Annotated in this window: 19 protein-coding genes, 1 tRNA gene and 1 pseudogene; 7 read left to right on the forward strand and 14 right to left on the reverse strand. The window is 69.1% G+C overall.

What is annotated here, in order from left to right; translation table 11 throughout:
- Positions 1 to 47: 47 nt before the first annotated feature.
- From QTQ03_RS11780 to QTQ03_RS11790, 3 genes are all read right to left on the reverse strand, one after another.
- Positions 48 to 2,084: an amylo-alpha-1,6-glucosidase gene (locus QTQ03_RS11780; RefSeq protein ID WP_289278043.1), complete on the reverse strand. Its 2,037-nt coding sequence runs from the start codon at positions 2,082 to 2,084 to the stop codon at positions 48 to 50.
- Complete coding sequence (locus QTQ03_RS11785; RefSeq protein ID WP_289278044.1) at positions 2,081 to 2,512, reverse strand: SCP2 sterol-binding domain-containing protein; 432 nt, start codon at positions 2,510 to 2,512, stop codon at positions 2,081 to 2,083. Before QTQ03_RS11785 ends, QTQ03_RS11780 begins: the two co-directional genes overlap by 4 nt.
- A 100-nt stretch (positions 2,513 to 2,612) precedes the next feature.
- Positions 2,613 to 3,221: a TetR/AcrR family transcriptional regulator gene (locus tag QTQ03_RS11790; RefSeq protein WP_502889855.1), complete on the reverse strand. Its 609-nt coding sequence runs from the start codon at positions 3,219 to 3,221 to the stop codon at positions 2,613 to 2,615.
- Between the two features lie 163 nt (positions 3,222 to 3,384).
- Here QTQ03_RS11790 and QTQ03_RS11795 point away from each other — a divergent pair, with 163 nt between their 5' ends.
- Positions 3,385 to 4,314 carry an alpha/beta hydrolase family protein gene (locus QTQ03_RS11795; protein WP_289278046.1) on the forward strand — a complete coding sequence of 310 codons (930 nt, stop codon included), beginning with the start codon at positions 3,385 to 3,387 and terminating at the stop codon, positions 4,312 to 4,314.
- Positions 4,315 to 4,402: 88 nt separating this feature from the next.
- Here the strand turns inward: QTQ03_RS11795 and QTQ03_RS11800 are convergent, their stop codons facing one another.
- The 6 genes from QTQ03_RS11800 to QTQ03_RS11825 are packed head-to-tail and all read right to left on the reverse strand — an operon-like array spanning position 4,403 to position 8,622.
- Positions 4,403 to 4,528 carry a hypothetical protein gene (locus QTQ03_RS11800; protein ID WP_289278047.1) on the reverse strand — a complete coding sequence of 42 codons (126 nt, stop codon included), beginning with the start codon at positions 4,526 to 4,528 and terminating at the stop codon, positions 4,403 to 4,405.
- Positions 4,522 to 5,124: a hypothetical protein gene (locus QTQ03_RS11805; RefSeq protein WP_289278048.1), complete on the reverse strand. Its 603-nt coding sequence runs from the start codon at positions 5,122 to 5,124 to the stop codon at positions 4,522 to 4,524. The genes QTQ03_RS11800 and QTQ03_RS11805 overlap by 7 nt, the downstream gene beginning before the upstream one ends.
- Complete coding sequence (locus QTQ03_RS11810) at positions 5,121 to 6,452, reverse strand: ABC transporter permease (protein ID WP_289278049.1); 1,332 nt, start codon at positions 6,450 to 6,452, stop codon at positions 5,121 to 5,123. Before QTQ03_RS11810 ends, QTQ03_RS11805 begins: the two co-directional genes overlap by 4 nt.
- Positions 6,449 to 7,249, reverse strand: a complete 801-nt coding sequence (locus QTQ03_RS11815) for an ABC transporter ATP-binding protein (RefSeq protein ID WP_289280781.1) — start codon at positions 7,247 to 7,249, stop codon at positions 6,449 to 6,451. Before QTQ03_RS11815 ends, QTQ03_RS11810 begins: the two co-directional genes overlap by 4 nt.
- A gap of 33 nt (positions 7,250 to 7,282) precedes the next feature.
- Complete coding sequence (locus tag QTQ03_RS11820) at positions 7,283 to 8,086, reverse strand: cupin domain-containing protein (protein ID WP_289278050.1); 804 nt, start codon at positions 8,084 to 8,086, stop codon at positions 7,283 to 7,285.
- Positions 8,083 to 8,622, reverse strand: a complete 540-nt coding sequence (locus QTQ03_RS11825; protein WP_289278051.1) for an RNA polymerase sigma factor — start codon at positions 8,620 to 8,622, stop codon at positions 8,083 to 8,085. The genes QTQ03_RS11820 and QTQ03_RS11825 overlap by 4 nt, the downstream gene beginning before the upstream one ends.
- Positions 8,623 to 8,905: 283 nt before the next feature.
- Here QTQ03_RS11825 and QTQ03_RS11830 point away from each other — a divergent pair.
- The 5 genes and pseudogenes from QTQ03_RS11830 (at position 8,906) to QTQ03_RS11850 (ending at position 14,595) form a co-directional block, all read left to right on the forward strand.
- Positions 8,906 to 10,940: pseudogene (locus QTQ03_RS11830) on the forward strand (multicopper oxidase family protein).
- 229 nt (positions 10,941 to 11,169) lie between these two features.
- Positions 11,170 to 11,601 carry an uL11 family ribosomal protein gene (locus QTQ03_RS11835; RefSeq protein WP_289278052.1) on the forward strand — a complete coding sequence of 144 codons (432 nt, stop codon included), beginning with the start codon at positions 11,170 to 11,172 and terminating at the stop codon, positions 11,599 to 11,601.
- Positions 11,594 to 12,001 carry a hypothetical protein gene (locus QTQ03_RS11840; protein WP_289278053.1) on the forward strand — a complete coding sequence of 136 codons (408 nt, stop codon included), beginning with the start codon at positions 11,594 to 11,596 and terminating at the stop codon, positions 11,999 to 12,001. Before QTQ03_RS11835 ends, QTQ03_RS11840 begins: the two co-directional genes overlap by 8 nt.
- Positions 11,998 to 12,510, forward strand: coding sequence for an HD domain-containing protein (locus tag QTQ03_RS11845; RefSeq protein WP_289278054.1), 513 nt, complete (start codon positions 11,998 to 12,000; stop codon positions 12,508 to 12,510). The genes QTQ03_RS11840 and QTQ03_RS11845 overlap by 4 nt, the downstream gene beginning before the upstream one ends.
- Before the next feature lie 363 nt (positions 12,511 to 12,873).
- Positions 12,874 to 14,595 carry an IS1182 family transposase gene (locus tag QTQ03_RS11850; protein WP_289280782.1) on the forward strand — a complete coding sequence of 574 codons (1,722 nt, stop codon included), beginning with the start codon at positions 12,874 to 12,876 and terminating at the stop codon, positions 14,593 to 14,595.
- A gap of 72 nt (positions 14,596 to 14,667) precedes the next feature.
- On the opposite strand, the gene QTQ03_RS11855 is transcribed toward QTQ03_RS11850, so the two are convergent.
- Complete coding sequence (locus QTQ03_RS11855) at positions 14,668 to 17,931, reverse strand: DEAD/DEAH box helicase (protein ID WP_289278055.1); 3,264 nt, start codon at positions 17,929 to 17,931, stop codon at positions 14,668 to 14,670.
- A gap of 111 nt (positions 17,932 to 18,042) precedes the next feature.
- A complete protein-coding gene (locus tag QTQ03_RS11860) occupies positions 18,043 to 19,398 on the reverse strand; it encodes a DUF2786 domain-containing protein (RefSeq protein WP_289278056.1) in 1,356 nt (451 codons plus the stop codon).
- Between the two features lie 383 nt (positions 19,399 to 19,781).
- Between QTQ03_RS11860 and QTQ03_RS11865 the strand changes: the two genes are divergently transcribed.
- The gene (locus QTQ03_RS11865) at positions 19,782 to 20,486 is read left to right on the forward strand and encodes a helix-turn-helix domain-containing protein (RefSeq protein WP_289278057.1); all 705 of its coding nucleotides are present in this window, start codon (positions 19,782 to 19,784) and stop codon (positions 20,484 to 20,486) included.
- Between the two features lie 366 nt (positions 20,487 to 20,852).
- Here the strand turns inward: QTQ03_RS11865 and QTQ03_RS11870 are convergent, their stop codons facing one another.
- The 3 genes from QTQ03_RS11870 to QTQ03_RS11880 form a co-directional block, all read right to left on the reverse strand.
- Positions 20,853 to 21,152 carry a helix-turn-helix domain-containing protein gene (locus tag QTQ03_RS11870; protein ID WP_289278058.1) on the reverse strand — a complete coding sequence of 100 codons (300 nt, stop codon included), beginning with the start codon at positions 21,150 to 21,152 and terminating at the stop codon, positions 20,853 to 20,855.
- 3 nt (positions 21,153 to 21,155) lie between these two features.
- Positions 21,156 to 21,506: a type II toxin-antitoxin system RelE/ParE family toxin gene (locus QTQ03_RS11875; protein ID WP_289278059.1), complete on the reverse strand. Its 351-nt coding sequence runs from the start codon at positions 21,504 to 21,506 to the stop codon at positions 21,156 to 21,158.
- A gap of 95 nt (positions 21,507 to 21,601) precedes the next feature.
- Positions 21,602 to 21,678, reverse strand: a tRNA-Ile gene (locus QTQ03_RS11880).
- Between the last annotated feature and the right edge of the window lie 89 nt (positions 21,679 to 21,767).

Consider the following 21,767-nt stretch of genomic DNA (forward strand, 5'->3'; position numbering starts at 1 on the left):
CGGCACCCGCGGGCGCGACACCCACGACACCGAGCGCGACGTCGACCTCAACGCACCCGGCGACCGCGACCGAGAGCATCGATGCGACCCCACCGGCCGGGGATGTCGAGCAGCTCGACGCGGCCCAGCGCGGCCGGGACCCACGGGTTGATGATCAAGTGATCGCCCTGCGGCTCGAGACCAAGGATCACCCGCAGCATCAGCAGCGGTGCGCCCGCCGACCAGGCCTGTGGGCTACACGCAGTCGGGTACTCCACGGGGTAGGTGGTCCGCGACCGGGCATATCCGGCGAACGCTTCGGGCAGGCGACCCTGGAAGTACTCGGCGGCGTCGAACATCGCCTGGCAGACCGTCGCGGCCTCGCTCCGGTACCCGTAGCGCAGCAGCCCCCAGGCGATGACGGAGTTGTCGAACGGCCAGACGGTGCCGACGTGATAGCCGAGCGGGTTGTACCGGCGGCAGCCGGTGGCGAGCGTCCGCACCCCCCAGCCGGAGAAGAGCCGGGGACCGAGCAGATGCTCCACCACCCTCGGGGCACGGTCCTCGTCGACGATGCCACTCCACAGCAGGTGACCGATGTTGGAGGACAACGCGTCGACCTGCCCGCCCTCGGCGTCCAGGGCGAGGGCGAAGTACTCGCCCTCGCCGATCCAGAAGTCGCGGTTGAAGCGGGTCTTGAGTTCGGTCGCCTCGCGTTCGAGCTGCTCGGCGTAGTCCGGATCGTTCCAGAACAGCCGAGCCAGCCGGGCGCCGCGCCGCTTCGCGTCGTAGGCATAGCCCTGCAACTCGCAGGTCGCCCGAGGAAGAGACGGGATACGGCCGTTGCGGTAGGAGATCGAATCCCACGAGTCCTTCCAGCACTGGTTGATCAGCCCGGTGTCGGGATTGCGGGTCTCGTACCAGATGTAACCGCTGCCCAGCGGGTCTCCGTACTCGTCGATCCAGTGGAGCGCGGCACGGGCCTCGTACTCGAGAATCCGGACCAGCGTGCTGTCCCCGGTCCACCGCTCGTACTCGTCGAGCAGGATCACGAAGAGCGGCGTCGTGTCCGCCGCCCCGTAGTACGGGCTGTGCGGCTGCTCCTCGAATCCGGCGGACTCCCCGTAGCGGATCTCATGCAGAATCTTCCCGGGCTCCTCGTCCCGGAAGTCGTCCAGCCGGCCGCCCTGCCCGAACGCCAGCGCGGCGAGGGTCGCCGGGATCAACTGCGGCGTGAACGGCAACGTCTGCAGGCAGGTGAAGATGCTGTCCCGACCGAACAGGGTCATGAACCACGGCAGGCCGGCGGCGACCAGCTCCGTCCGGACGGACAGCCCCGTGTACCGGAGGGCGGACAGGTCGACCAGGCTGCGCCGATACGTCGCCTCCAGTTGCGAGCACTCGCAATCGAGCCGCGGGGCGCCAGCCAGCCAGTCGTCCATGGCCGACTGGAGCTGCTCCGGTGATCGGGCATGCCCGATCGCGATGTTCTCCCGGAAGTCCCGACCACGCGCGCCCAGCACCGCCGTCTCGACGTTGAGCGTGGTCTGCCACTCCCCGTCGACGGGAACGTTGATCCGGAAGGTCATGCCGCCGCGGTCGACCCCGCCGGTCGCAGTGGAGGTGATCAGCGTCTCGCGCTCGAACGGGCCCCGCTGGTACCGGAAACGGAGCCGCTCGTCTTCCACGACGACCGCCACGGCCTGTCGCTTGCGCGCCGGATTCTTGATCTCGAAGATGTCGGCGAAGTCGCTTCCCATCTCCACCCGGACGACGAGGTCGGCGTCCTCCTCGCCGTGGTTGAGAACCGCGAGCTTCTCCACGAAGCTGTTGCCGATCGTCTGATGCCGGATGACCGACACCTTGGCGTCGACATAGTGGGTGGGCTCGCCCGGGACCAGGAAATACCTGGTCTCGTAGTACCTGAGGTTGTCGACGGACAGGGAGTTCAGCCGCTCACCGTTCACGGTGAGCTGCCAGGTCGACAGGAAGCGCGTGTCGTAGGAGAACAAGCCGGTCGGGTACGCCGGGGATGGGTCGACGTCACCGGCGGAGTCGCTGACCAGGAACGTGTTCCCGTCGAGGATGCTGAACAGGTCCTTCATCGCTCTCGGGCCGTCCGCTCGAGCGTGGCATCCAGCCGGGCGCGCCACTCGGCGCGGCTGAGTCCCCGGGCGACTGCGACGTCTCTCGGATGCCGGCTGCCCTGCCGGGCCGGCAGGAAGTGTCGTAGTGCGTTGGGCAGCGCGGGATCCCCGACCAGCGCAGCCTCGTTCCGCCAGAGCGCCGCGATCAGGGAGGTGTCACCGGAGATCAGCCGTTCGAACACGTCCATGCTGGTGTTCATCACCGCATCGGCCGGCCGGTTCTCCCGGCTGACTCGGACCGTGGCGGCACGCAGGTCGATAAACCAGTGCTCGGTGCAGGCGCCGGCGGTCAGGTCGACGCGCAGGGTCTTCCGGACCCGCGGTGGCACCGCCGAGGTCTCCCGTCGTGCGAGAGACGCGAAGAAGGATTCCACCGCATGCCCCATGACCCCTCCCGCGAGTATCCCCAAAAGGGTAAGTCCGCGTTCGGCCCGCCTGTCGGAATTGGGCAATCTCGTCCGTGTCGGACACGGGTGACGGCCGCCTTCAGTCCGCAACCGGTTGGGTGGGCACAGCTTGGTGACGGCGCAGTCCGGCGATGAGGAAACCAACCATTCGACGCGCGTCGTAGCGTGGGTCGCGGCCCGCACCGATGCACAGGTTGCCGACGCCACGCATCAGTTCGTAGGCCGCCACGTCGGGGCGGATCTCGCCCGCCGCCGCGGCGGCGTCGACCAACCGGGCGCACACCGGGACGAGGCGGTCGAGGAAGTAGGCGTGCAGGGCCTGGAAGGTGGCGTCGTCGGACTGCAGCGCCTCGGCGAGGCCGTGCTTGGTAACCAAGAAGTCGACGAAGAGGTCGATCCAACGAGCCAGGGCGACGTGCGGGGTGCCACTGGCCGCCAGCAGGGCCGGACCGGCTTCGGCGCAGGCCTCGACCTGGTGCCGGTAGACGGCGACGATGAGATCGGCGCGCGTCGGGAAGTGGCGGTAGATGGTGCCGACACCGACACCGGCCCGGGCGGCGATGTCACGTACCGGCACATCGACGCCGGAGGCGAGGAAAGCCGCGCCGGCCGCGTCGAGCAGGGTCCGCTCGTTGCGTCGGGCGTCGGCCCGCTTCCGTGAGGCTGAGCCCCCCGACCCGCCGTCGATGTCGGCCACTGCGCTGTTACCTCCGTCACGACGCTTGATAAGCGGAACGCTGTTCCGTATCGTTTCAACGGAACGAGGTTCCGCTTGTTCATGATGTCAGGGCAGGCGCTTCATGTCCAAACCGCACATCACCAGCTCGGCTCAACCCGCAAGGAGAAACCATATGGACCACACCGACAAGGGCACCAGCGCACCCGCCCCGGTCGTCTCGGTCAGTCCGGTGACGCTGCCGGCCGTCGGCCGTGGCGAGGACCTGCAGGTGCGAGTGTCAGCCCCCGCAGCGGGGCACGAACTACCCATCATCGTCTTCTCGCACGGCTTCGGCTGGTCGATGACCGGCTATGCCCCGCTGGTCGACTTCTGGGCAGCTCACGGCTTCGTGGTGGTTGTACCCACGCACCTCGACTCCAGGACGCTGAACATCACGCCCGACGATCACCGCTACCCCGAGATCTGGCGCTTCCGAGTCGACGACCTGAGGCGCATCCTCGACCAGCTCGACCTTGTCGAGTCCGCCGTTCCCGGTCTCCGTGGACGCCTCGACCGAAGCCGCATCGCCGTGGCCGGACACTCCTGGGGTGGCCAGACGGCGAGCACGCTGCTGGGCGCACGGGTCCTCGGTGCCGACGGCGTCCCCGGCGAGGACCTGTCCGACTCGCGGGTCAAGGCGGGTGTGCTGCTGTCCACGACCGGCACGGGCGGAGCCGACCTGAGCCCGTTCGCCGCCGAGCACTTCCCCTTCATGAACCCGAGCTTCGCGGACATGGCCACGCCGGCCCTCGTGGTCGCGGGAGACCGGGACCAGTCCCCCCTGAGCGTCCGGGGGCCGGACTGGTTCGCCGACCCGTACCACCTGAGCCCCGGGCCGAAGAGCCTGCTCACGCTGTTCGGGGCAGAACACTCCCTTGGTGGAGTCGCCGGCCACGCCGTCGCGGAAACGACCGACGAGAATCCCGAACGAGTCGCTCTCGTCCAACGGCTCACCTGGGCCTACCTGCGCAGTGCGCTCTACCCCGCGGACCACAGCTGGGCAACAGCGAACGCCGAGCTGACCACGGGCACCGACCCGCTGGGCCGAATCGACTCCAAGTGAGACGCTGAGAAGCACCACGCGCCCCTCATCGGCTGGACGCCGGCGCGGGGCGCGTGGTCGATCTCCGACGTCGGCACTTCGCCAGTGACTACTTGTCGAGGAACGCGAGCAGGGCCTTGTTCGCCCTCGTCCGCAACGTGACCCGCCTGATGCCGGTCTGCGCCCGACACTCCCGATCGCCGAGTCGCTCCGGCCCGAACCGGACGGCTACCACGCGGCCTCGGCGGGGGCGCGCCGCGCCGGCCCCGCCATCGCGTAGGTGACGAGACCCTGCACGGCGAGCACGGCGGCGGTGATCGCGGCGGTCCGGTTGTCCGGCGCCTGCGACTGCCAGGTGAAAATCTGCCCGGACGCCGTTTCCGTCAGGGGGAAGACCACCGCCGGGAGGGTCCAGCCCAGCGGCAGCAACCAGGACCTGCCCGCACCGATCGTCGCCGCGCCCAGCGCCGTCAGCCCGATCAGGCCGGCCGCGTCGCGGATCACCAGCCCGGCCGGGCCGAACCGCGCGTCGGTGTGCAGCGTGGGCAGCAGCAGGATGAGGACGAGGGCGAACGCGGCCAGCAGGTGTACGGCCCGCCGCGGGAACCATCGCAGCGAGGCCGTGCCCTCGAGCGCGTCGTCGGGACCGGCGAGCGTGGTGGTCGTCGTCGCGACGATCACCAGGACGGTCAGGATCACCATCGGGGTGCCCACGTCACGGCTGTCCGAGTTGACCACCCACAGGCACCAGGAGATCGCGGCGCTCCCGGCGGCCACGGCCAGCGCGACCGGCACCCGACGCGAGCGCAGATAGAGCGTCAGCCATCTCATCGGCGGCTCCCGGCGGGCAGGTCGGTGAGTTCCTCGCAGGCGAGGGCCGCGCGCCGGACCTCTGCCACGCGGGCCACCGCCTCCCGCTCTGGCAGTCGGCGCAGTGCCCGCCACCACCTGACGGCCTCGGCGTTGATCTCGGCCGGTTCGAGGGAGTGGCCCGGCTCGGGCACGCGTCCCAGCAGCCAGTAACCGACGGCACGGGCGACCGGTGTGCTCGGCTGGCGGCCTTCGCAGCCCCGCATGTTGGCACCACCCGCGTCCAGCATCCGCGGAATGACCTCGGATTTGCCCGCGAGGCGACCGTGCTTGTCGACCTGGACGGGGATCAACACGGTGTCGGCCCGTCGCGGAGGGCTCGTGTCGGGATGGTAGGTGGTGGTGTCCTCGTGCGCGGCGGTCGGCGGATCCGGCAGTTTCGCCAGCATGGAGAGGGCCTGCCGGGCCAGGGGCGTGACCTCGGGCAGTAGCCCGGCGTGGACGCGGCTGACGCAGACCCGGGGGCTGCCCTGCGCGCAGACGTGTTCCTGCGCGACGGGGTCGATCGGGTGCGCGACGAATGCGTCACCGCGCGGAGCGACCACGGTCGCCAGGGCGACACCGAGGGCCGCCGGCAGCAGCGCCGCCACCCGGCTGCGCCATGACCCGGACGCGAGCAGCACCACGGCGGCGCCCGCGAGCGCCGTCAGCCAGATAGCCTGCGCGAGGCTGACCCGGCCGGTCACCGTCTGGTAGTCGGTGTACTGGCCCATGCCGTACATCGGCGAGAGGACCATGGCCAGCCACTCGGTTCCGGTGCGGCGCATGGCGGCAGGAATCACCAACAGCAGCGCGATGCCGGCCACGGCGAGCACGGGCGCGGTCACCACGGACGGTACGAAGCGCCCGACCGCCAGGCCGAGCCAGGCCGCCGCGATCATCGCCAGCCCGCCGACGGCCACGACGGTGAAGACCGACCCGGGCAGGTAGCTCGCCGTGTCGATGATCCTGGGAACGGCCACCGCCGCCACCGCCAGATAGCCGCACCCCACGGCGACGCCCATCGCGCCGAGAATGGGCAGAATCCGCTGCGCGCGGGGCCGGGCGGTGCTGGCGAACAGCTCCGCCACGCGGGACCGGTGCTCGCGGCGCGCCTGCCAGGCACCGGCGGCGAGCGCGAGCGGCCACAGCAGCACCAGATACTCCCGTTGGATCATGGCCAGCGGCATCCACCCGGCCGACCACCGTTGCGGGGCGGTGTACAAGAGGACCGCACCGGCCACGAGCAGGGCCAGCAGGGCACCGGCAGCGGCGGAGCGGCGCAGTTCGACACGGAGAACCCGGCTCACCGGGTCACCCCCGCGCGGTGCCGGCGCAGGATCGCCGAGTATCCCCGCTCGGCCGGGCTGTCCCCGGCGTCGCCCTGCCCGCCCTCGGCGACGAGGTCGTCCGGGGCGCCCTGGAAGACGAGCCGCCCCTCGTGCATCATGACGACGTCGGTGCAGGCGGCGACCACGTCCTCGACCAGGTGCGTGGAGACCAGGACACAGCTGTCGACACCCAGTTCGCGCAGGAGCGCACGGAAGTCCACGCGTTGCTCGGGGTCCAGTCCGACGGTGGGCTCGTCGAGCAGCAGCACCGCCGGGTCGTTCACGATCGCCTGTGCGATGCCGGCGCGGCGCAGCATGCCGCCGGAGAGAGTCTTCATCCGCGCGTCCGCCTTGGCGGCGAGCCCGACCCGTTCGATCGCCCGTTGCACCGCCCCCGGCACGGCGCTCTTCGGCACTTCCTTGAGCCAGGCCATGTACTCGACGAACTCCCGCACGGTGAAGCGCGGGTAGAACCCGAACTGCTGCGGCAGGTATCCGAGACCGCGACGGACCCGCCGCAGGTCGGCCCTGGCGTCGACGCTCTCGCCGAGCACCGTCAGCCGCCCGCCGGCCGGCTTCACGACCGTGGCCAGCGACCGCATCAGCGTCGTCTTGCCGGCGCCGTTCGGTCCGAGCAACCCGTGCACACCGGTGTCCAGGGCCAGGTCCAGCCCGTCGACGGCCAGGTGCCGGCCGGCGCGAACGCGCAACCCGTCGGCCTGCACCACCCAGGGATGAGTGGTCGGGGCCGTCTCGGCCGCGCTCACCACACGCATCATCAACTCTCCATTGGTCGGCGAACTACTAGCTCAGTCTCGGCTGGACAGCCATCGGTAGCCGTCGGCGCGGGTCGCGGTGACCGCGACGAGCGCCGCGGTGATCAGGGCCCAGATGGGAATGCTGCCCGGGCTGAGTACGACCGGGAGGTTCATCGTGGCCATGCTCGGCACCACCACAGCCACCCCCCACGCCGCGCCGATGCCGGTCGCCGCCCGGTGTAGGCCCAACACCCCACCCAGGGCGATGGTGGCGGCCGTACCCGCCAAGCTGGGCAGCAACATCAGCGCCATCGAGATCCCACTGCCGATCCCCAGGAGGGCCAGCGCGGGCACGACCACGGCCAGCACCACCACGGCGCGTCGCAGCAGCATCGCCAGCCCGGCGCCGGGCGTGCCGGCGACCAGTTCCCACGCGGGATCGGCGCGCCGACTCCAGGCCACGGCGACGCCCGGAAGCGGCGCCACCGGGGCGAGCAGCAGCACCAGCGAGGGCAGATCCGGCCGCAGCCGGTCGAGAAGGTACGCGCAGCCCAGCACCGCCACCGTCATGGCGAGCCACGGCACCAACGCCCAGACGAACCAGCGTCGCCGCATCGCCGACCAGGGCCGGGCCGCGTGGGCCGGAGGCGGCCCCGCGGCGATGCCGACGTCCAGGCCGGAGGCGATCCGGTCGAGCAGCGCCCGGGTCTGGTCCCCGACGCTGCCGGCCAGGCGGGCTCGGCAGTCCGCGCAGTTCTCCAGGTGTGCCTCGACCGACCACACGGTCGCCTCGTCCAGCCCGTCGCCGCCGCCGGCGTAGCGGGCGATCACGGCGAGGTTCGGGTGTCTGGTCATGACAGTGCCTCCCGCAGAGCGATCCGGGCCCGCCGCGCGCGGGACTTCACCGTGCCCTCCGGCACTCCCAGCAGAATCGACGTCTCCCGCACGGACAGCCCGTCGAGGACCATCGCGCGCAGGACCTGCCGCAGCTCGACCGGAAGCACGAGCAGGGCCTGCTCCAGTTCCTGCCCGATCCGCCCGGCCATCACCTCGTCCTCGGCGGCGGGCGCGGCGGTCTCCGCCAGCGGCACCGGCGGCACCTGCGCCTGCCGGGCCCGCCGCCGGAACGCGTCCACCAACCGGTTGGCGGCGATGGTCCACAGCCAGCCGACCGCACTGCCGGACGTTGCGGCGCCGGCGAATCCACCGGCGGCCCGCCAGACGGCCAGGTACGTCTCCTGCATCACGTCGGCAACGATCTCCTCGTCGGCGCACCGGCGGCGCAGGCGCACGGCGAGCCACGGTGACGTGCGCCGATACAGCTCGTCGAACGCCCGCCGATCACCACCGGCCATGCGGCGCACGAGTGCTGCCTCGTCGACCGCGTCCATGCCTCGTCTCACATCAGGCAAGACGACGTCCACCCCTCGACGGTTCTCCACGAACTATGACCTACATCACGCCGACGGGCGGTCACCTTGGGCGACCGGGCCATCGAAGCCCGACCACGGAGCGAGCGCCGAGGCCCGGCAACCCTAACGTGACCTTGCAGTCATGCGGCTGGGGCAGATCGGCGGACAGGGCCTTCGCGTGAGAAACATCCACTAATTACCCTTAGCCGCCTTATATTCACTTTTGGGACATGAATTCCGGGAGGGCCTGGAGGGGGTCATCGTGACCACTCGACGGCGACTGTTGATGGCGGGTGCCGCCGGTGGAGCGGCCGTCCTGCTGTCTCCGCACGGTTCCCGCGCCGTGGTGCCACAGTCGGCGCAGCCGCCACTGTGGCCACAGCCGACGCAGCCGTCACTGGACCCCGACAGCATCGAGAAGTACCAGACGAACCTGCTGGTCCCGGCGGTCATGCCGCCGGTGCGCCGACGCGGCCGGGACCGGATCGACGAGTACCTGATCGGGGTGCGGCAGTTCTCGCAGCAGGTCCTGCCGCCGAATCTGCCCCGAACCACGGTCTGGGGACTCGGCGCCGCCGCCGACCGTGGAACGTTCCAGTTCCCGGGGTTCACCATCGAAGCACGAGTCGACCGCCCCGTGCAGGTGACCTGGATCAACCAACTCGTGGACCGGCACGACCGGTTCCTGCCGCCGCTGCTCCCCGTCGACCCGACGCTGCACTGGGCCAACCCGCCGGGCGGGACTCCACCCCCACCTTCACCCGGACACCCGGCCCGTACCTCGGCCCGGTCCCGATCGTCGTGCATCTGCACGGCGGGCACACCCAGGCGGAGAGTGACGGCTACCCGGAAGCATGGTTCCTGCCGGCAGCGGCGAACATCCCGCCGGCTACGCGACGGTCGGCAGCTTCTACGACCAGTACCGGGCGTCGTTCGCCGAGCAGTTCGGGATCCAGTGGCGGCCCGGGACCTCGACATCTCGCTACGAAAACGATCAACGGGCGACCGCCGAATGGTACCACGACCACGCCCTGGGTATGACCCGGCAGGCCGTCTACTCCGGACTCGCCGGCTTCTACCTGCTCCGCGGAGGTAAGTCCGACCTGCCACCAGGCATCCTGCCCGGCCCCGCCCCCGCCCTCGGCGACCCACCGGGCACCCGCTACTACGAGATCCCGATCGTCATCCAGGACCGGTCCTTCCACCGTGACGGCTCGCTGTTCTACCCCGGCAGCCGGGCCTTCAGCGGCACCTGCGCCAACCCCGCGAACTACATCCCCAACGGCGACGTCCCGCCGATCTGGGTTCCCGAGTTCTTCGCCGACACCATCGTGGCGAACGGCCAGACCTGGCCACGCCTCGAGGTCGAACGACGACGGTACCGGCTACGCCTGCTCAACGGCTGCAACTCCCGCACCCTGATCCTGAAGATCGCCGCCGACCCCACCGCCGCGCGCCCCGCCACCCCGGCCCTACCGATCTGGCTGATCGGCACCGACGGCGGCTTCCTCCCCCAACCCGAACCACTCGACGAGGTCACCCTCGGCGGCGCCCAACGCGCCGACGTGATCATCGACTTCACCGACGTGCCCGCCGGCACCGACCTGTACCTGATCAACGAGGGCCCGGACGGGCCGTACCCCGGCGGGACACCCGGCGTCGACTTCACGCCCGCCGACGTCGACACCACCGGTCAGGTCATGAAACTCGCCGTCGTCCCCCGCACCGGACCCGACACGAGCGTCCCACCAGACCAACTCCGCCTGCCCAGATTCACCCCCCTCGGCCCGGCGACCAACACCCGCCGCGTCTCACTCAATGAACAGATGTCCTCCACCGGCTGCGGCCCCATTGCCGTGCTACTCGGCACCGTCGACCCCGACGGCACCGCCGTGCCGTTGACCTGGAGCGACCCGGTCACCGAGAACGTCGCACTCAACGCCACCGAAATCTGGGAAATCGACAACCGCACGGTCGACGGTCACCCGATCCACGTCCACCAGGTCGAATTCCAGGTCATCGGTCGCGGACCCGACGGCAACCAACCACCCGGCCCCCAGGACAGCGGCTACCTCGACACCGTGATCGCCCTACCCGGCGAGATCACCCGGATCAAGGCCCTCTTCGACCTACCCGGCCGATACGTCTGGCACTGCCACATCCTGGAGCACGAAGACAACGAGATGATGCGGCCGGTGAACGTCGGCCCCGCAGTCGCCCCACACCAGGCCGACCCCGCCGCCGAGCCGTCCCATTCGGACCAGCGCTCGAACGAGTCGCCCCAATACCCCGAATAAGAGGTCCCATCACGAGGCCACTCAGCCTCGCGGCCTCGCCCTCTTCGCACCACGGTCGTCACGAACAGTGCCGTCACCGACAGTGGGACATCTCACCATGGCTGGCGGCGCATTCTTCCGGACGCCGGGAGACACGAGGTCCGGCTGGCAACTACCTGCACGCCGTAGTCCTCCCAGCTGTGGAAAGGGAATTGACCCTTACGCTACGTAAGATCCTAGCGTCGCTGGCATGGCAAAGCAGATGAAGGTTTCCCACCGCCTGAAACTTGACCTTGAGGCGGGCAATGCCGCGATGGTCGACCTCGGTAAGATGCTCGGCCCGACCGGTGTCAACACGCGGCAGGTCAAGGTCGACTACGACGCAGCGACTGCCGGTCAGCGCGGCGACATCGTGCCAGTCGTCGTAACGATTTTCGAGGACCGCTCCTACGCGCTGGAGTACCGGACCCCGCCAACCTCGTATCTGATCCGACGGGCACTGGGGCTATCGAAGGGGGCGGGTCGCCCGGGGTCTCAGTCGGTGGCGAAACTGTCGCGGGAGCAGCTGCGAGAGGTCGCGCTGCGCAAGCTCCCGGACCTCAACACCGACGATGTGGAGGTCGCAATGAAGCAGATCGCGGGAACCGCACGATCGATGGGTGTGCTCATCGCAGATGAATGACGGCCTCTGGCGCGCCGTCGTGCCGCCCTACCGGATGCTCGACCCTGGTCTGGTGTACGCCGAGACGACGCTTTCGGACACGCTGGCCGAGCTCTGCGCGGCGCTTCCCGACGAGACGAACGCCAGCCACCTGCTCAACCAGGCGCTGCTCCGCGCCGGGGCGACCCCGCAGCTGATCGGACGGGACGGCGGCTGGCGGGTCGTGGTGGCAGGGGACAATCCCCGCGCCGCAGCCGCTACCGCCCTGGCCGTGCTGGTCGCCGCCCACGGATGGGGACGCCTCAAGCGATGCTTCCGGTGCGGGCGGCCCTTCATCGATCGAACCAACGGAGTGAGCCGGCGTGGCTGCACCGACCACCCCACCCGCCCCCGCAGTAGTTCGCGGCCGAGCCGTACTTGATTCCCTCACCCGTACGATTTCCAGGGTGGTGCGCAGGATGCGTTGGCACCAGTCGACCAGCGTTCCGGCGGCTCGGTTGGCTGACCCGTCGCGTCGCTGCCGCTGACCGGTCGGCCGTCTGGCGGGAGGTGATCCTGCCGCAGCCGGTGCAGGTGTTGCTGACCGCGATCGTCATCGTCGCCGACTGGATCGCCAGCAACGAGCAGTTCTTCCCGTACGGCTTCCGGCAGGAGGATGCCCCCGATCGGCTTCAGCAGGCGTGGGAGGAACGGGATCTGCCGACCCCGTGGCGGACTGTCGACACCGCCGGTGTCGATGCGGCGAGGCTCTTCGCCCGACGATTCGCGATGCCGGCCGGGTCTCAGCCGTACCCGGTACAGGCCGCGGTGGTGGAGCAGGCCCGCGTGATGCCGCTGCCGGGGCTGCTGATCGTCGAGGCGTCGATGGGAGACCGGTTACCTGCTCCCCGCGCACGCGGGGTGATCCCGATGCGCTTCGGCAGGCACTGAGCGAGACGCCCGGCACCGTCGCCCGCATCCGGGACCACCTGGCCACCATCAGGACCAGCGGCACCGCCACCGAACGCAAGGCCGACACGACAATGCCCCGCCCGAAACGGACGGGGACACCTCGAAGAGTTCACCGGTTCGCTCGATGGTGCGGTCGGTGGGCCGGAGGCAACACCATGCGAACCGACTCGCGACGATAACCGATGCGCCGCTGCCGCTGCGTTTGAGCAGGTCAAGGACTCTGCTGCCGAATTCGTGACACGCCGTCGGGATCGTTCGTACTGGCCGGTCACGGGGTCATGATCCCTGTTCGCGGTCGTGTTCCTTCCGTCGGTGGCTGCGGGATGGGGTGTACGGGTGTCGATGCAGCCGCGGTCGCGGGTCCAGATTCCTGATCAGACGGTGCTGGTGGCCCGCGCGGCGTTCCCGAACGGCAGCGTGGCGATATCAGCGCGTGACCACCTGGGTGAGGTGTTCACCGACGAACAGTTCGCTGCCGCGTTCGGTGTCCGGGGCGCTCCGGCCGAATCGCCGGGCGCCTTAGCGCTGGTGACCGCGTTGCAGTTCGCGGAGAACCTGACCGATCGGCAGGCCGCGCGGATGGTCGCCCGGGCGATCGACTGGAAGTACGCGCTCGGCCTGGAGCTGACCGATCCCGGCTTCGACGCCAGCGTGCTGTCCAAGTTCCGTACCCGGCTGGTCGAGCACGGCCTGGAAGAACAGGTCTTCACCGCGATGCTGACCGTGTCGACCGGCAAGGGCCTGATCGCGGCTGGTGGTAAGCAGCGCACCGATTCCACTCACGTGATCAGCGCGGTGCGAGACCTCAACCGTCTGGAGGTGGCCGGCGAGTCGGTACGGGCCTGCCTGGAAACGTTGTCGGTGGCCGCACCGGACTGGCTGGCCACCGCTATCGACGTCGGCGAGTGGGCGCACCGGTACGGGCCACGCATCGATTCCTGGCGGCTACCCGCCTCGCAGGCCAAGCGGGACCGCCTCGCCCAGGTCTACGGCACCGACGCCGTCGCCCTGCTGCGCGCGGTGTTCGCCCCTGCCGCCCCGGTCTGGCTGGCCGAACTGCCCGCGGTGCGGACGCTGCGCACCGTGCTGGTGCAGAACTATCTGATCACCACCGACAGCAGGGGGCGGGAGGTGATCCGGCGGCGGGAGGCGGACACGGACGGTCTCCCGCCCGCCAGATCCCGGATCACCTCCCCGTACGACACCGACACCCGGTGGGCCGCAAAAGGCGACGACCTGTTCTGGAACGGCTACAAGGTCCACCTGACCGAGACCTGCGACCCCGACACCGAGCACGGCACCACCAGCGACCACGACGGCCAGACCGGTCCCCGGCCGACACCGAACCTGATCGTCAACGTGGCCACCACGGCGGCCACCGTCCCCGACGTGAAAGCCACCACCGGCATCCACCAGCACCTGCACGACCGCCGGCTGCTGCCCGCCGAGCACTACCTCGACTCCGGCTACCCCTCAGCCGACACCATCGCCACCGCGCAGACTTTCGGCGTCACCATGGTCACCCCGGCCCTGCTCGACCAGTCCGCCCAGGCCCGTGCCCGCACCGGCTACGACAAGACCTGCTTCACCATCGACTTCGACACCCGGCAGGTCACCTGCCCCCAAGGACACACCAACACCTCCTGGAGCCCCACGGTCCAACGCGGCACCGAGGTCATCGTGGTCAAGTTCCCCACCACCACCTGCGGCCCGTGCCCCGCCCGCGCCCAGTGCACCACCGCGAAACGCGGCGGCCGGCAACTCACCTTCTACCCCCGCGACCTCCACCACGCCCTCACCGCTGCCCGCACCCGACAGACCAGCGACAGCTGGCACGACAAGTACAAGCTGCGCGCCGGCGTCGAAGGCACCATCAACCAGGCCCTCGACATCACCGGCATCCGCCACACCCGCTACCGCGGCCTCGCGAAAACCCGCCTCCAACACGTGTTCTCCGCGATCGCCCTCAACCTCGTCCGACTCCACACCTGGTGGACCGACCACCCCCTACCAACAGCCCGGACCAGCAACCTCCAACGCCTCGATCACGCCCTCGCCGCCTGAACCCCGAATTGGGCAGCAGAGTCGTCAAGTCGATAGGAGGAACCCGATCTCGGCGGCCGCGGCCGAACGCTGTCAGTCGAGCAGGTTGCGGATGTCCGCGGCTGTCAGTTCGGCGGAGGCGAAATCGCCGCCGTCGAGGACGCTGCTGAACAGCTCGGCCTTCCTGGCCTGGAGTGCCATGACCTTCTGTTCGATGGTGTCCTTGGCGACGAGGCGGTAGACCATGACGTTACGGGTCTGGCCGATACGGTGGACGCGGTCCACCGCTTGTGCTTCGGTGGCCGGATTCCACCACGGGTCGAGCAGGATGCAGTAGTCGGCCTCCGTCAGATTCAATCCGAAGCCGCCCGACTTGAGGCTGACCAGGAAGACCGGGGCGGCGTCGTTCTTGAAGCCCGTGATGACCTGCGCGCGCTGCCGCGTCTTGCCGTCCAGGTAGCAACAGGTGATGCCGGCGTCCTCGAGCCGTTGCCGGGCGGCGGTCAGGAAGCGGGTGAACTGGCTGAAGACCAGAACCCGGTGTCCTTCGGCGGCAAGGTCGGTGGCCATTTCACTCAGCGCGTCCAGTTTGGTCGACGCGATGGCGTGGTGTTTCGGATCGACCAGGTTCAGGTCGAGGCTGGCCTGTCTGAGCAGGGTCAGCGAGCGGAAGATCTCGAAGCGGTTCTTCTGCAGGTCACCGAGCAGACCGAGGACCTTCTGCCGTTCCCGTTGCAGATAGGTTTGGTACATCTTGCGATGTTTGGGATTCAGGTCCAGCTCGATGACCTGTTCCTGCTTGGCCGGGAGTTCGGTAACCACGTCGGCCTTACGGCGTCGTAGCATGAGTGGCCGGATCCGGCGACGCAGCTGGGCGAGGCGGTCTTGGTCGTGGTCTTTCTCGATCGGCCGACGGTAGTAGTCGGTGAAACGGTCGATTCGGTGCAGCAGGCCGGGCGCGGTGATGGACAGCAGAGCCCACAGTTCGGCCAGGTTGTTCTCCATCGGTGTGCCGGTGATGGCCAGCTTGAATCCGACCGGCAGTTGCTTGGCGCACCGGTAGCTCTGCGACTGGGCGTTCTTGACGAACTGCGCCTCGTCCAGGACCAGCCCGGTCCACGGTAGGGCGGCGTAGTCGTCGTATTCCAGCCGGAACAGCGTGTACGACGTGACCACAATGTGCGCTCCCGCGACCGCCTGCTCCAGCGTTTCGGTCCGGCGTGCTCCGGTCTGGACGATGGAGTTGACGGTGAGTCCCGGGGTGAAGCGTGCCGCCTCGTGCGCCCAGTTGCTGACGACGCTGGACGGTGCGACCACCAGGAATGGTGCTCCGGCGGGGGCCTGCTCGTGGGCGTGACAGATCAGCGCCAGCGTTTGCAGAGTCTTGCCCAGCCCCATGTCGTCGGCCAGCACCCCGCCGAGATCATGCCGATAGAGCGCGGCCAGCCACTGGAAGCCTTCCGACTGGTAGGGCCGGAGGGTGGCGACCAGCCCTTGCGGAAGTGTCTCGGCGGATCCGACTCCCGCGCAGCTCAGCGCGCGAACGGACTCCTGCCAGGCTGCGGCCTGACCGGTGACCTCTCCCAGCTCGGACAGTTCCTGCCATAGTCCCGCTTGAAAGCGGCCGACCCGGAGGACGCCGGCCGGGGCATCCTCCAACTCGCGGGCTTCCGCGATCAGGTTCCGCAACTGGCGGAACTCGGGCTGATCGAGCCGGAAGTATCGTCCGCTCGGCAGGATCATGAACTCCTGCTCGGCAGCCAACGCGACGAACAGATCCTCGAAGCCCACTTCCTCGCCACCGACCGAGACCTGGACGGCAAGATCGAACCAGTCTGGGCGGCCGGCTGTGTTCTCGGCCGCACCGACGAACGAGACGATCGGGGCGGTCTCGTCCTCGACGTAGTCCGGCGCGTCCTCGTCCGGCCGGAGGACCACATCCAGGCCGTCCGTCTTGACAAGCTTGGGGAAGACATCACGGACGAGTCGCAGCATGACGTCGCCGGCGACGACGGCGTGGCTCAGCAGTCGCCGCCCGCCCGGGAACGGCTCCGTCAGTCCGTACGCCGGCTCCGCCACCAGGTCCGTCGCCCGTCGGAGTGTTCCGGCCCGGTCACCGTTCTGGTCGACGCCGACGTTTAGCGGCTCCAGATGGGCTTCCGTTCCGACGGCGGAAACCCAATCCCAGCTCAACGACATACGGTGCCCCGGCAATCGCTGCACGCTCAACGTCAGTGTCGCCGGCCTGATGTCGGGCAGAGCCGCCGACTCGTCGACCGGCACGACGTCGGCCCGGCGCACCAGCCCTGGATAGTACTGCCGCAGGAACCGCGACTCGTCGGCGACGGGAACGACGATCGCCGGAGCGGCCAATGCCTCCACGACCTGCGCGCTCACCGGCCGCGCCAGGGGCGCCAGCCGCAACGTCCCCGGATCCGTCGAGGCCGACTGCCCCGTTGTTCGCCACCACGCGACCCCATGGGCCGGGCGCCCGATCAGGATCGACCTGTCGGGATCGATCATCTCGGCGTCGTCCGTCAACACCGGGCGCAGCCGCAGCCCGGCATCGACCCGATCAGCTCGCACCGAGAATCGCACCGGCTGTGCCGCCACCCGGACCAGCGACGCGGCTCGGCCGCTCTGCACCAGCGGCAACCCTGCCTCCTGCGCCTCAGCCAAGACGTCCCACACCCGTCGACTACGGAACTCATCCAGGTAGACGACGCGCTGACCCGACCCGTAGTAGCGGTAGGGGTCGCGGTCTTCCCCGTCCGCCAGCGAGAGCAACTCCAGCAGGAGATCCACGTGGTGCTGCGCCCGAGGCGAGCCAGGCGTGTAGGCGTAGTCGAGCGAAGTCCACGAAACGCCGCTGCGGATCCAGCCCTTCTTACCCGGAACAACCGGCCGAAGCCCGATCCGCCACTGCGGGCGCCCTTCACCATCCTCGAGGTCGAACTGCAATGCCAGATCGGGAGAGCCCGGCGCGCCGGATGGACTGTCAGCGCCGACGAGGGCCGCCAACGCCAATTCCCACGACGGCGTCGGCCGTGGCCCCAAGGCGTGGGACGTGTAAGCGATCAGTAACAGGGCCGCCGGATGCGAACACCCGCGTGCCGAGTCGCAGGTGCATACGCCGCTGACGCTCTTGATCGCACCGTCGATGCCGGTCACGACCGATGCCGTCACCCAGCCGGCCGTGTCGGCCCGCACCACGGCCTCTCCCCGGCCAGTCTGCCGGTCCCAGCTGACGTCGACCAGATCGCCACGTGCGACCAACGAACGAGCTTGCATGAAGGCCTTGACACCGACGGCCTCACACACCACCGCCTCGTCCTCAGTCAGAACCAGCCGTGCCAACGAGTAACCTCCACCCGATTCCTGAGCGCCAACGCTACCGAGTTGACTGTTGCTGCCGCATACAACACCACCCGATCGAGAACACCGCAGGCGAAGGGTCGGCGGTGGAGTTCACTCTTGGGCGACTGCCTGCCGGCCCTGCAGTGATGCCCGGTCGGCGGCGGCACGGCCCGATGCCCAGCCCTGCCGGTTACTGATGGTCGACCGGTGATGTGTCAGTTGGGGGAACTGTTTCTCGAACGCGTCGCGTACCGCGTCGTCACGCGCGGCGAGCACGGGAAGGAACTGGGCGCTGTTCGCCGACGCGGCCGCTTTCCGGCCTACCTCGTCGGCGGCAGCACTGAGTCGCTCACCGATCCGCGACGCGTACGCCGTCAGGAACGACTGCCGAAACGAGCGGGTGGTGTTGCGCCCGTACTCGTCGGCCGCGGGTTTGGCCTGGGTCATCGCCCTGGTCGCCTGCACGAGCAGCGACGTGAACACCAACTCGGTGGAGTCCAGATCCGAAGCGAAGCCGACGACGGTCGTGAAGGCGAACCGCTTCGTCCACACCGCCCGGCAACTGTTCGCCTCCGCGACGACCTGAAGCAGCAGCGACTTCGGCGCCTCGTACGGATTGTCGACGGCTATCCGCCGGGTGACCGGCTGGTCGCGTTCTCCCGTGGCCGCCACCAGCAGGGCATGGTCGATCCGGTGCCGGGCCATCAACTCCTGCGCCTTGGCCGTGAACGCATCGGCCTCCTCCGGGTAGTCGGTGGACTCCGCCTTGGCCAGCAACGCCCGAACCCGATCCAGCATCCGCTGGTCGAGATCGGCCGGCACGGCCGCCGTAGCCGGCCGGGCCTCGCCAGGCGCTGGACCGACCACCTCGATCGCCGGCAGCGTCGCCAGCAGATGAAGTACCTCGATCATCACGGTGATCACCGCGGCCCGGTCCAGACCCTGCCGGTCACCCCAGACCGTCACGTAATGGTCGTCGTGTTCCCACCACACCCGTGCGTCGAGAATCGTCAGCTGTGCCTGCCACCGCTGGTCGACGGCCGCCTTCGGATAGCCGCGCATCCGCGCCGCAATACCATCGACCACCAGCCGGCCGTGCCGTGCGCCGCATTCGCGGCGCGCCACCCGGACCAGTTCGGCCGGCTGCCAGCCACGCCGCCACGCCTGCTCCACATCGCGCAGCAACCGGGCCAGCAGGGCACGGTTGACGACCTGGATCCCGGCCGCACCACCCGGGCCAGCGATCAGCAAGGAGCGGCATCGGTCAAGCGCGGCGCCGTGTTCGCCGTACTGAGCGTGGACCGCCTGTTCGATGATCTGCTCCGCCAGCTCAAGCTGCGACGGAACACGCGGTACGCCGAACAGGCCCAGCGGATCACCAGCGTCCGCCGGCCCCGCAGACCTTCGGCGTTGCGCCTCCGCCGCCTTCCGCTTGGCCTTGTGCCGCTCGCGACTGTTCTTACCCACTGATCCCCACCCGCCCCGACACCGACAAGCCGCCAACGCTACCAACCCGACAACCCACCGGATCCACACCTCCGGACACGATCGAGGCTCAAGGCACGGGCCGATCGAGGCACTCGACCCGGTAGCCGCGTCCGCGGCGTCATGTTCACCCTGCTGACCAAGCATCAGCGGTCGTTACCGGACCACGTACTCGACACCGCATGCCCAGGCTGGTCATCACGCTGACGGGACCACGTGTCGTCGCGTACCCCTCGGATAGGATGCGTGTCGCGCAGGTAGACGAAGACACCGTCCGCCGTAGGCCTTCGCCCCAGCACAGGGCATGGGCAGCAACCGGCAACAGCGGATGACCAACCGGTGCCGGCTGGAGAAGGACCAGGTAGATGAGCACGGATGACGAGCTGGTCGAGCGGGTGCGCACGCTGCGGGCCCAGGGATGTACGCCCAAACAGATCGCTCGTACCGTCGGGGTCCCCGCCGCGCGGGTGACGACGTTGGTGCGGGCCATGGCCGCAGAGCAGGCCGCCGCCAACCCACACCGATTGGTCGGTTGCTGGGTGAGTCCGCGGTGGAGCGGCGGACTGACGGTGACCGGGCATCCGGAGTGGCCTGATGTCGACTTCGACCAGTCCGAACTGCACGGCGGTCTGGCCAACATCGTCGTCGCCCGCCAGGAGCGCCGCGATCGGGTGACGGTCTGCGCGTACCTGGTGGACACCTACTGCCTGGGGCTGAAGAACACCCTCGGGCCGAGGTCGATGGCCGCCGGCGACCTGGACCCGTTCGTGGCCTTCTACTTCGACGCCCACAGCGAGCCACCACTGCCGGTCGGGCTCGAACTCGTCCAGCACCTGGTGTTCGGCGGCATCGAGTACGCCCGAGGCCTGGGATTCGAGCCGCACCCCGACATCGACCTGGTCGCCGAGCATCTCGGCGAATGGACGCCACCCAGCGCGATCACGTTCGGCCGCCACGGCCAGCCCCTGTACGTCCAGGGCCCACGGGACAACGCCGCCTCGATCACGGCCACCCTCAACCGCACCATCGGAAAAGGCAACTACCACTACGTTCTGCAGACCAACGTTTAGCCCATGACTCCGAAAGGCCTTCATGAGCGGACAATCTCTACCCGCCCGCCGATGACCACGGCGCGAACCATAGATCACCGTCCGGGACACCGACCCGGCCGACCGCAACGAACTTGTCGACCCACCGCACCGGACACCGACCAGGCAACGGCAACGTTGACCTGCCAATATCCGATCCCGGAACGGAGGGCCGCCCGCCAGCGCCCCCTCCGTTTGGGTATCCGTTTCGGGTGGGCCGGACGCGTCGCCGCGAACACCGCCCATCACCATCACCGGTGACCCGCTGCTGGCAGGTTTGACCAGGTCACGGGCACGGGGCGGCCCCCGATGACCGCCACCCACGCCAGGTCCGTCTGGGTCAGCGACTCAAGCCGCCGCCTGGCGGGGCTCGAAGCTCACGTTGAGACTGGCATTCAAGGCCGCCGCCAACCGCTCCAACACCGGGAGGGTTGGTACGGTGCCGCCAGCCTCGAACCGGGCGACCGCCGACTGCGTCATCCCCGATTCCCTAGCAAGTTGCACCTGGCTCCAACCCCGGCGTTCACGAAGATCGCGCACCGCACGACCAAGCTCGAACGCCAACCGCGCCGCATCGTAGGCCTCTGCGGCTCCCGGCTCGGCCATGCGCCGCTCTCGCATCATGGCCCAATCGCTACGCTCGCCCATGACCTAGCCCTCCTCTTCCACGACGCGGTGCGCCTCACCTATGCAGTTGGCCAACGCCCGACGCGCCCGGTCGACCTCCCGCTCGTCGCGCATCCGCGTCTTGTAGAACACCGTCAGCAGGATGATCCGCCTGTCCGATGCGATCCAGTAGGTGACCCGCACCGCCTGCCGTTCGAGGTAGAAACGCAATTCGCGCAGCTTCCCGTCAAGCTGTTTCGTGTACGGCTCACCCAGCAACGGCCCGTGTTCAGCCAGCAGGTCGACGTAGAACGCCGCTCGGGCAAACAGCGCCGTCGGAAGGCTCTCCAGCCACTTCTCAACCTCCGGCTCCAGCTCGACCGCACCCCAAGGCATAGCAACGATGCTATACCAGGCTGCGGCGTCAACGCAGGGGCGGAGCGATATTCGCACTGTTCGAGCCGTGTCGACATAAGGACAGGTCAAAGCCGTGGTGGGGCGGACGGGACTCGAACCCGTGACCGAGGGATTATGAGTCCCCTGCTCTAACCGGCTGAGCTACCGCCCCGGCACCGCGCCGGATCGTAACCCGCCCTGATGATCAGCGGCCAGCACGAACCAGCTCCCTTCGGGCACGGCGCCGGGCGCACCAGCACG

It is taken from the genome of Micromonospora sp. WMMA1363 (assembly GCF_030345795.1).
In the GTDB taxonomy this organism is placed as follows: domain Bacteria; phylum Actinomycetota; class Actinomycetes; order Mycobacteriales; family Micromonosporaceae; genus Micromonospora.

Bases quoted from the DNA above. Each gene is read 5' to 3' on its own strand.
- QTQ03_RS11780 (WP_289278043.1), bottom strand. From the start codon at position 2,084: ATGAAGGACCTGTTCAGCATCCTCGACGGGAACACGTTCCTGGTCAGC.
- QTQ03_RS11785 (WP_289278044.1), bottom strand. From the start codon at position 2,512: ATGGGGCATGCGGTGGAATCCTTCTTCGCGTCTCTCGCACGACGGGAG.
- QTQ03_RS11795 (WP_289278046.1), top strand. From the start codon at position 3,385: ATGGACCACACCGACAAGGGCACCAGCGCACCCGCCCCGGTCGTCTCG.
- QTQ03_RS11805 (WP_289278048.1), bottom strand. From the start codon at position 5,124: ATGAGATGGCTGACGCTCTATCTGCGCTCGCGTCGGGTGCCGGTCGCG.
- QTQ03_RS11815 (WP_289280781.1), bottom strand. From the start codon at position 7,249: ATGCGTGTGGTGAGCGCGGCCGAGACGGCCCCGACCACTCATCCCTGG.
- QTQ03_RS11820 (WP_289278050.1), bottom strand. From the start codon at position 8,086: ATGACCAGACACCCGAACCTCGCCGTGATCGCCCGCTACGCCGGCGGC.
- QTQ03_RS11825 (WP_289278051.1), bottom strand. From the start codon at position 8,622: ATGGACGCGGTCGACGAGGCAGCACTCGTGCGCCGCATGGCCGGTGGT.
- QTQ03_RS11835 (WP_289278052.1), top strand. From the start codon at position 11,170: ATGGCAAAGCAGATGAAGGTTTCCCACCGCCTGAAACTTGACCTTGAG.
- QTQ03_RS11840 (WP_289278053.1), top strand. From the start codon at position 11,594: ATGAATGACGGCCTCTGGCGCGCCGTCGTGCCGCCCTACCGGATGCTC.
- QTQ03_RS11850 (WP_289280782.1), top strand. From the start codon at position 12,874: ATGCAGCCGCGGTCGCGGGTCCAGATTCCTGATCAGACGGTGCTGGTG.
- QTQ03_RS11865 (WP_289278057.1), top strand. From the start codon at position 19,782: ATGAGCACGGATGACGAGCTGGTCGAGCGGGTGCGCACGCTGCGGGCC.
- QTQ03_RS11870 (WP_289278058.1), bottom strand. From the start codon at position 21,152: ATGGGCGAGCGTAGCGATTGGGCCATGATGCGAGAGCGGCGCATGGCC.
- QTQ03_RS11875 (WP_289278059.1), bottom strand. From the start codon at position 21,506: ATGCCTTGGGGTGCGGTCGAGCTGGAGCCGGAGGTTGAGAAGTGGCTG.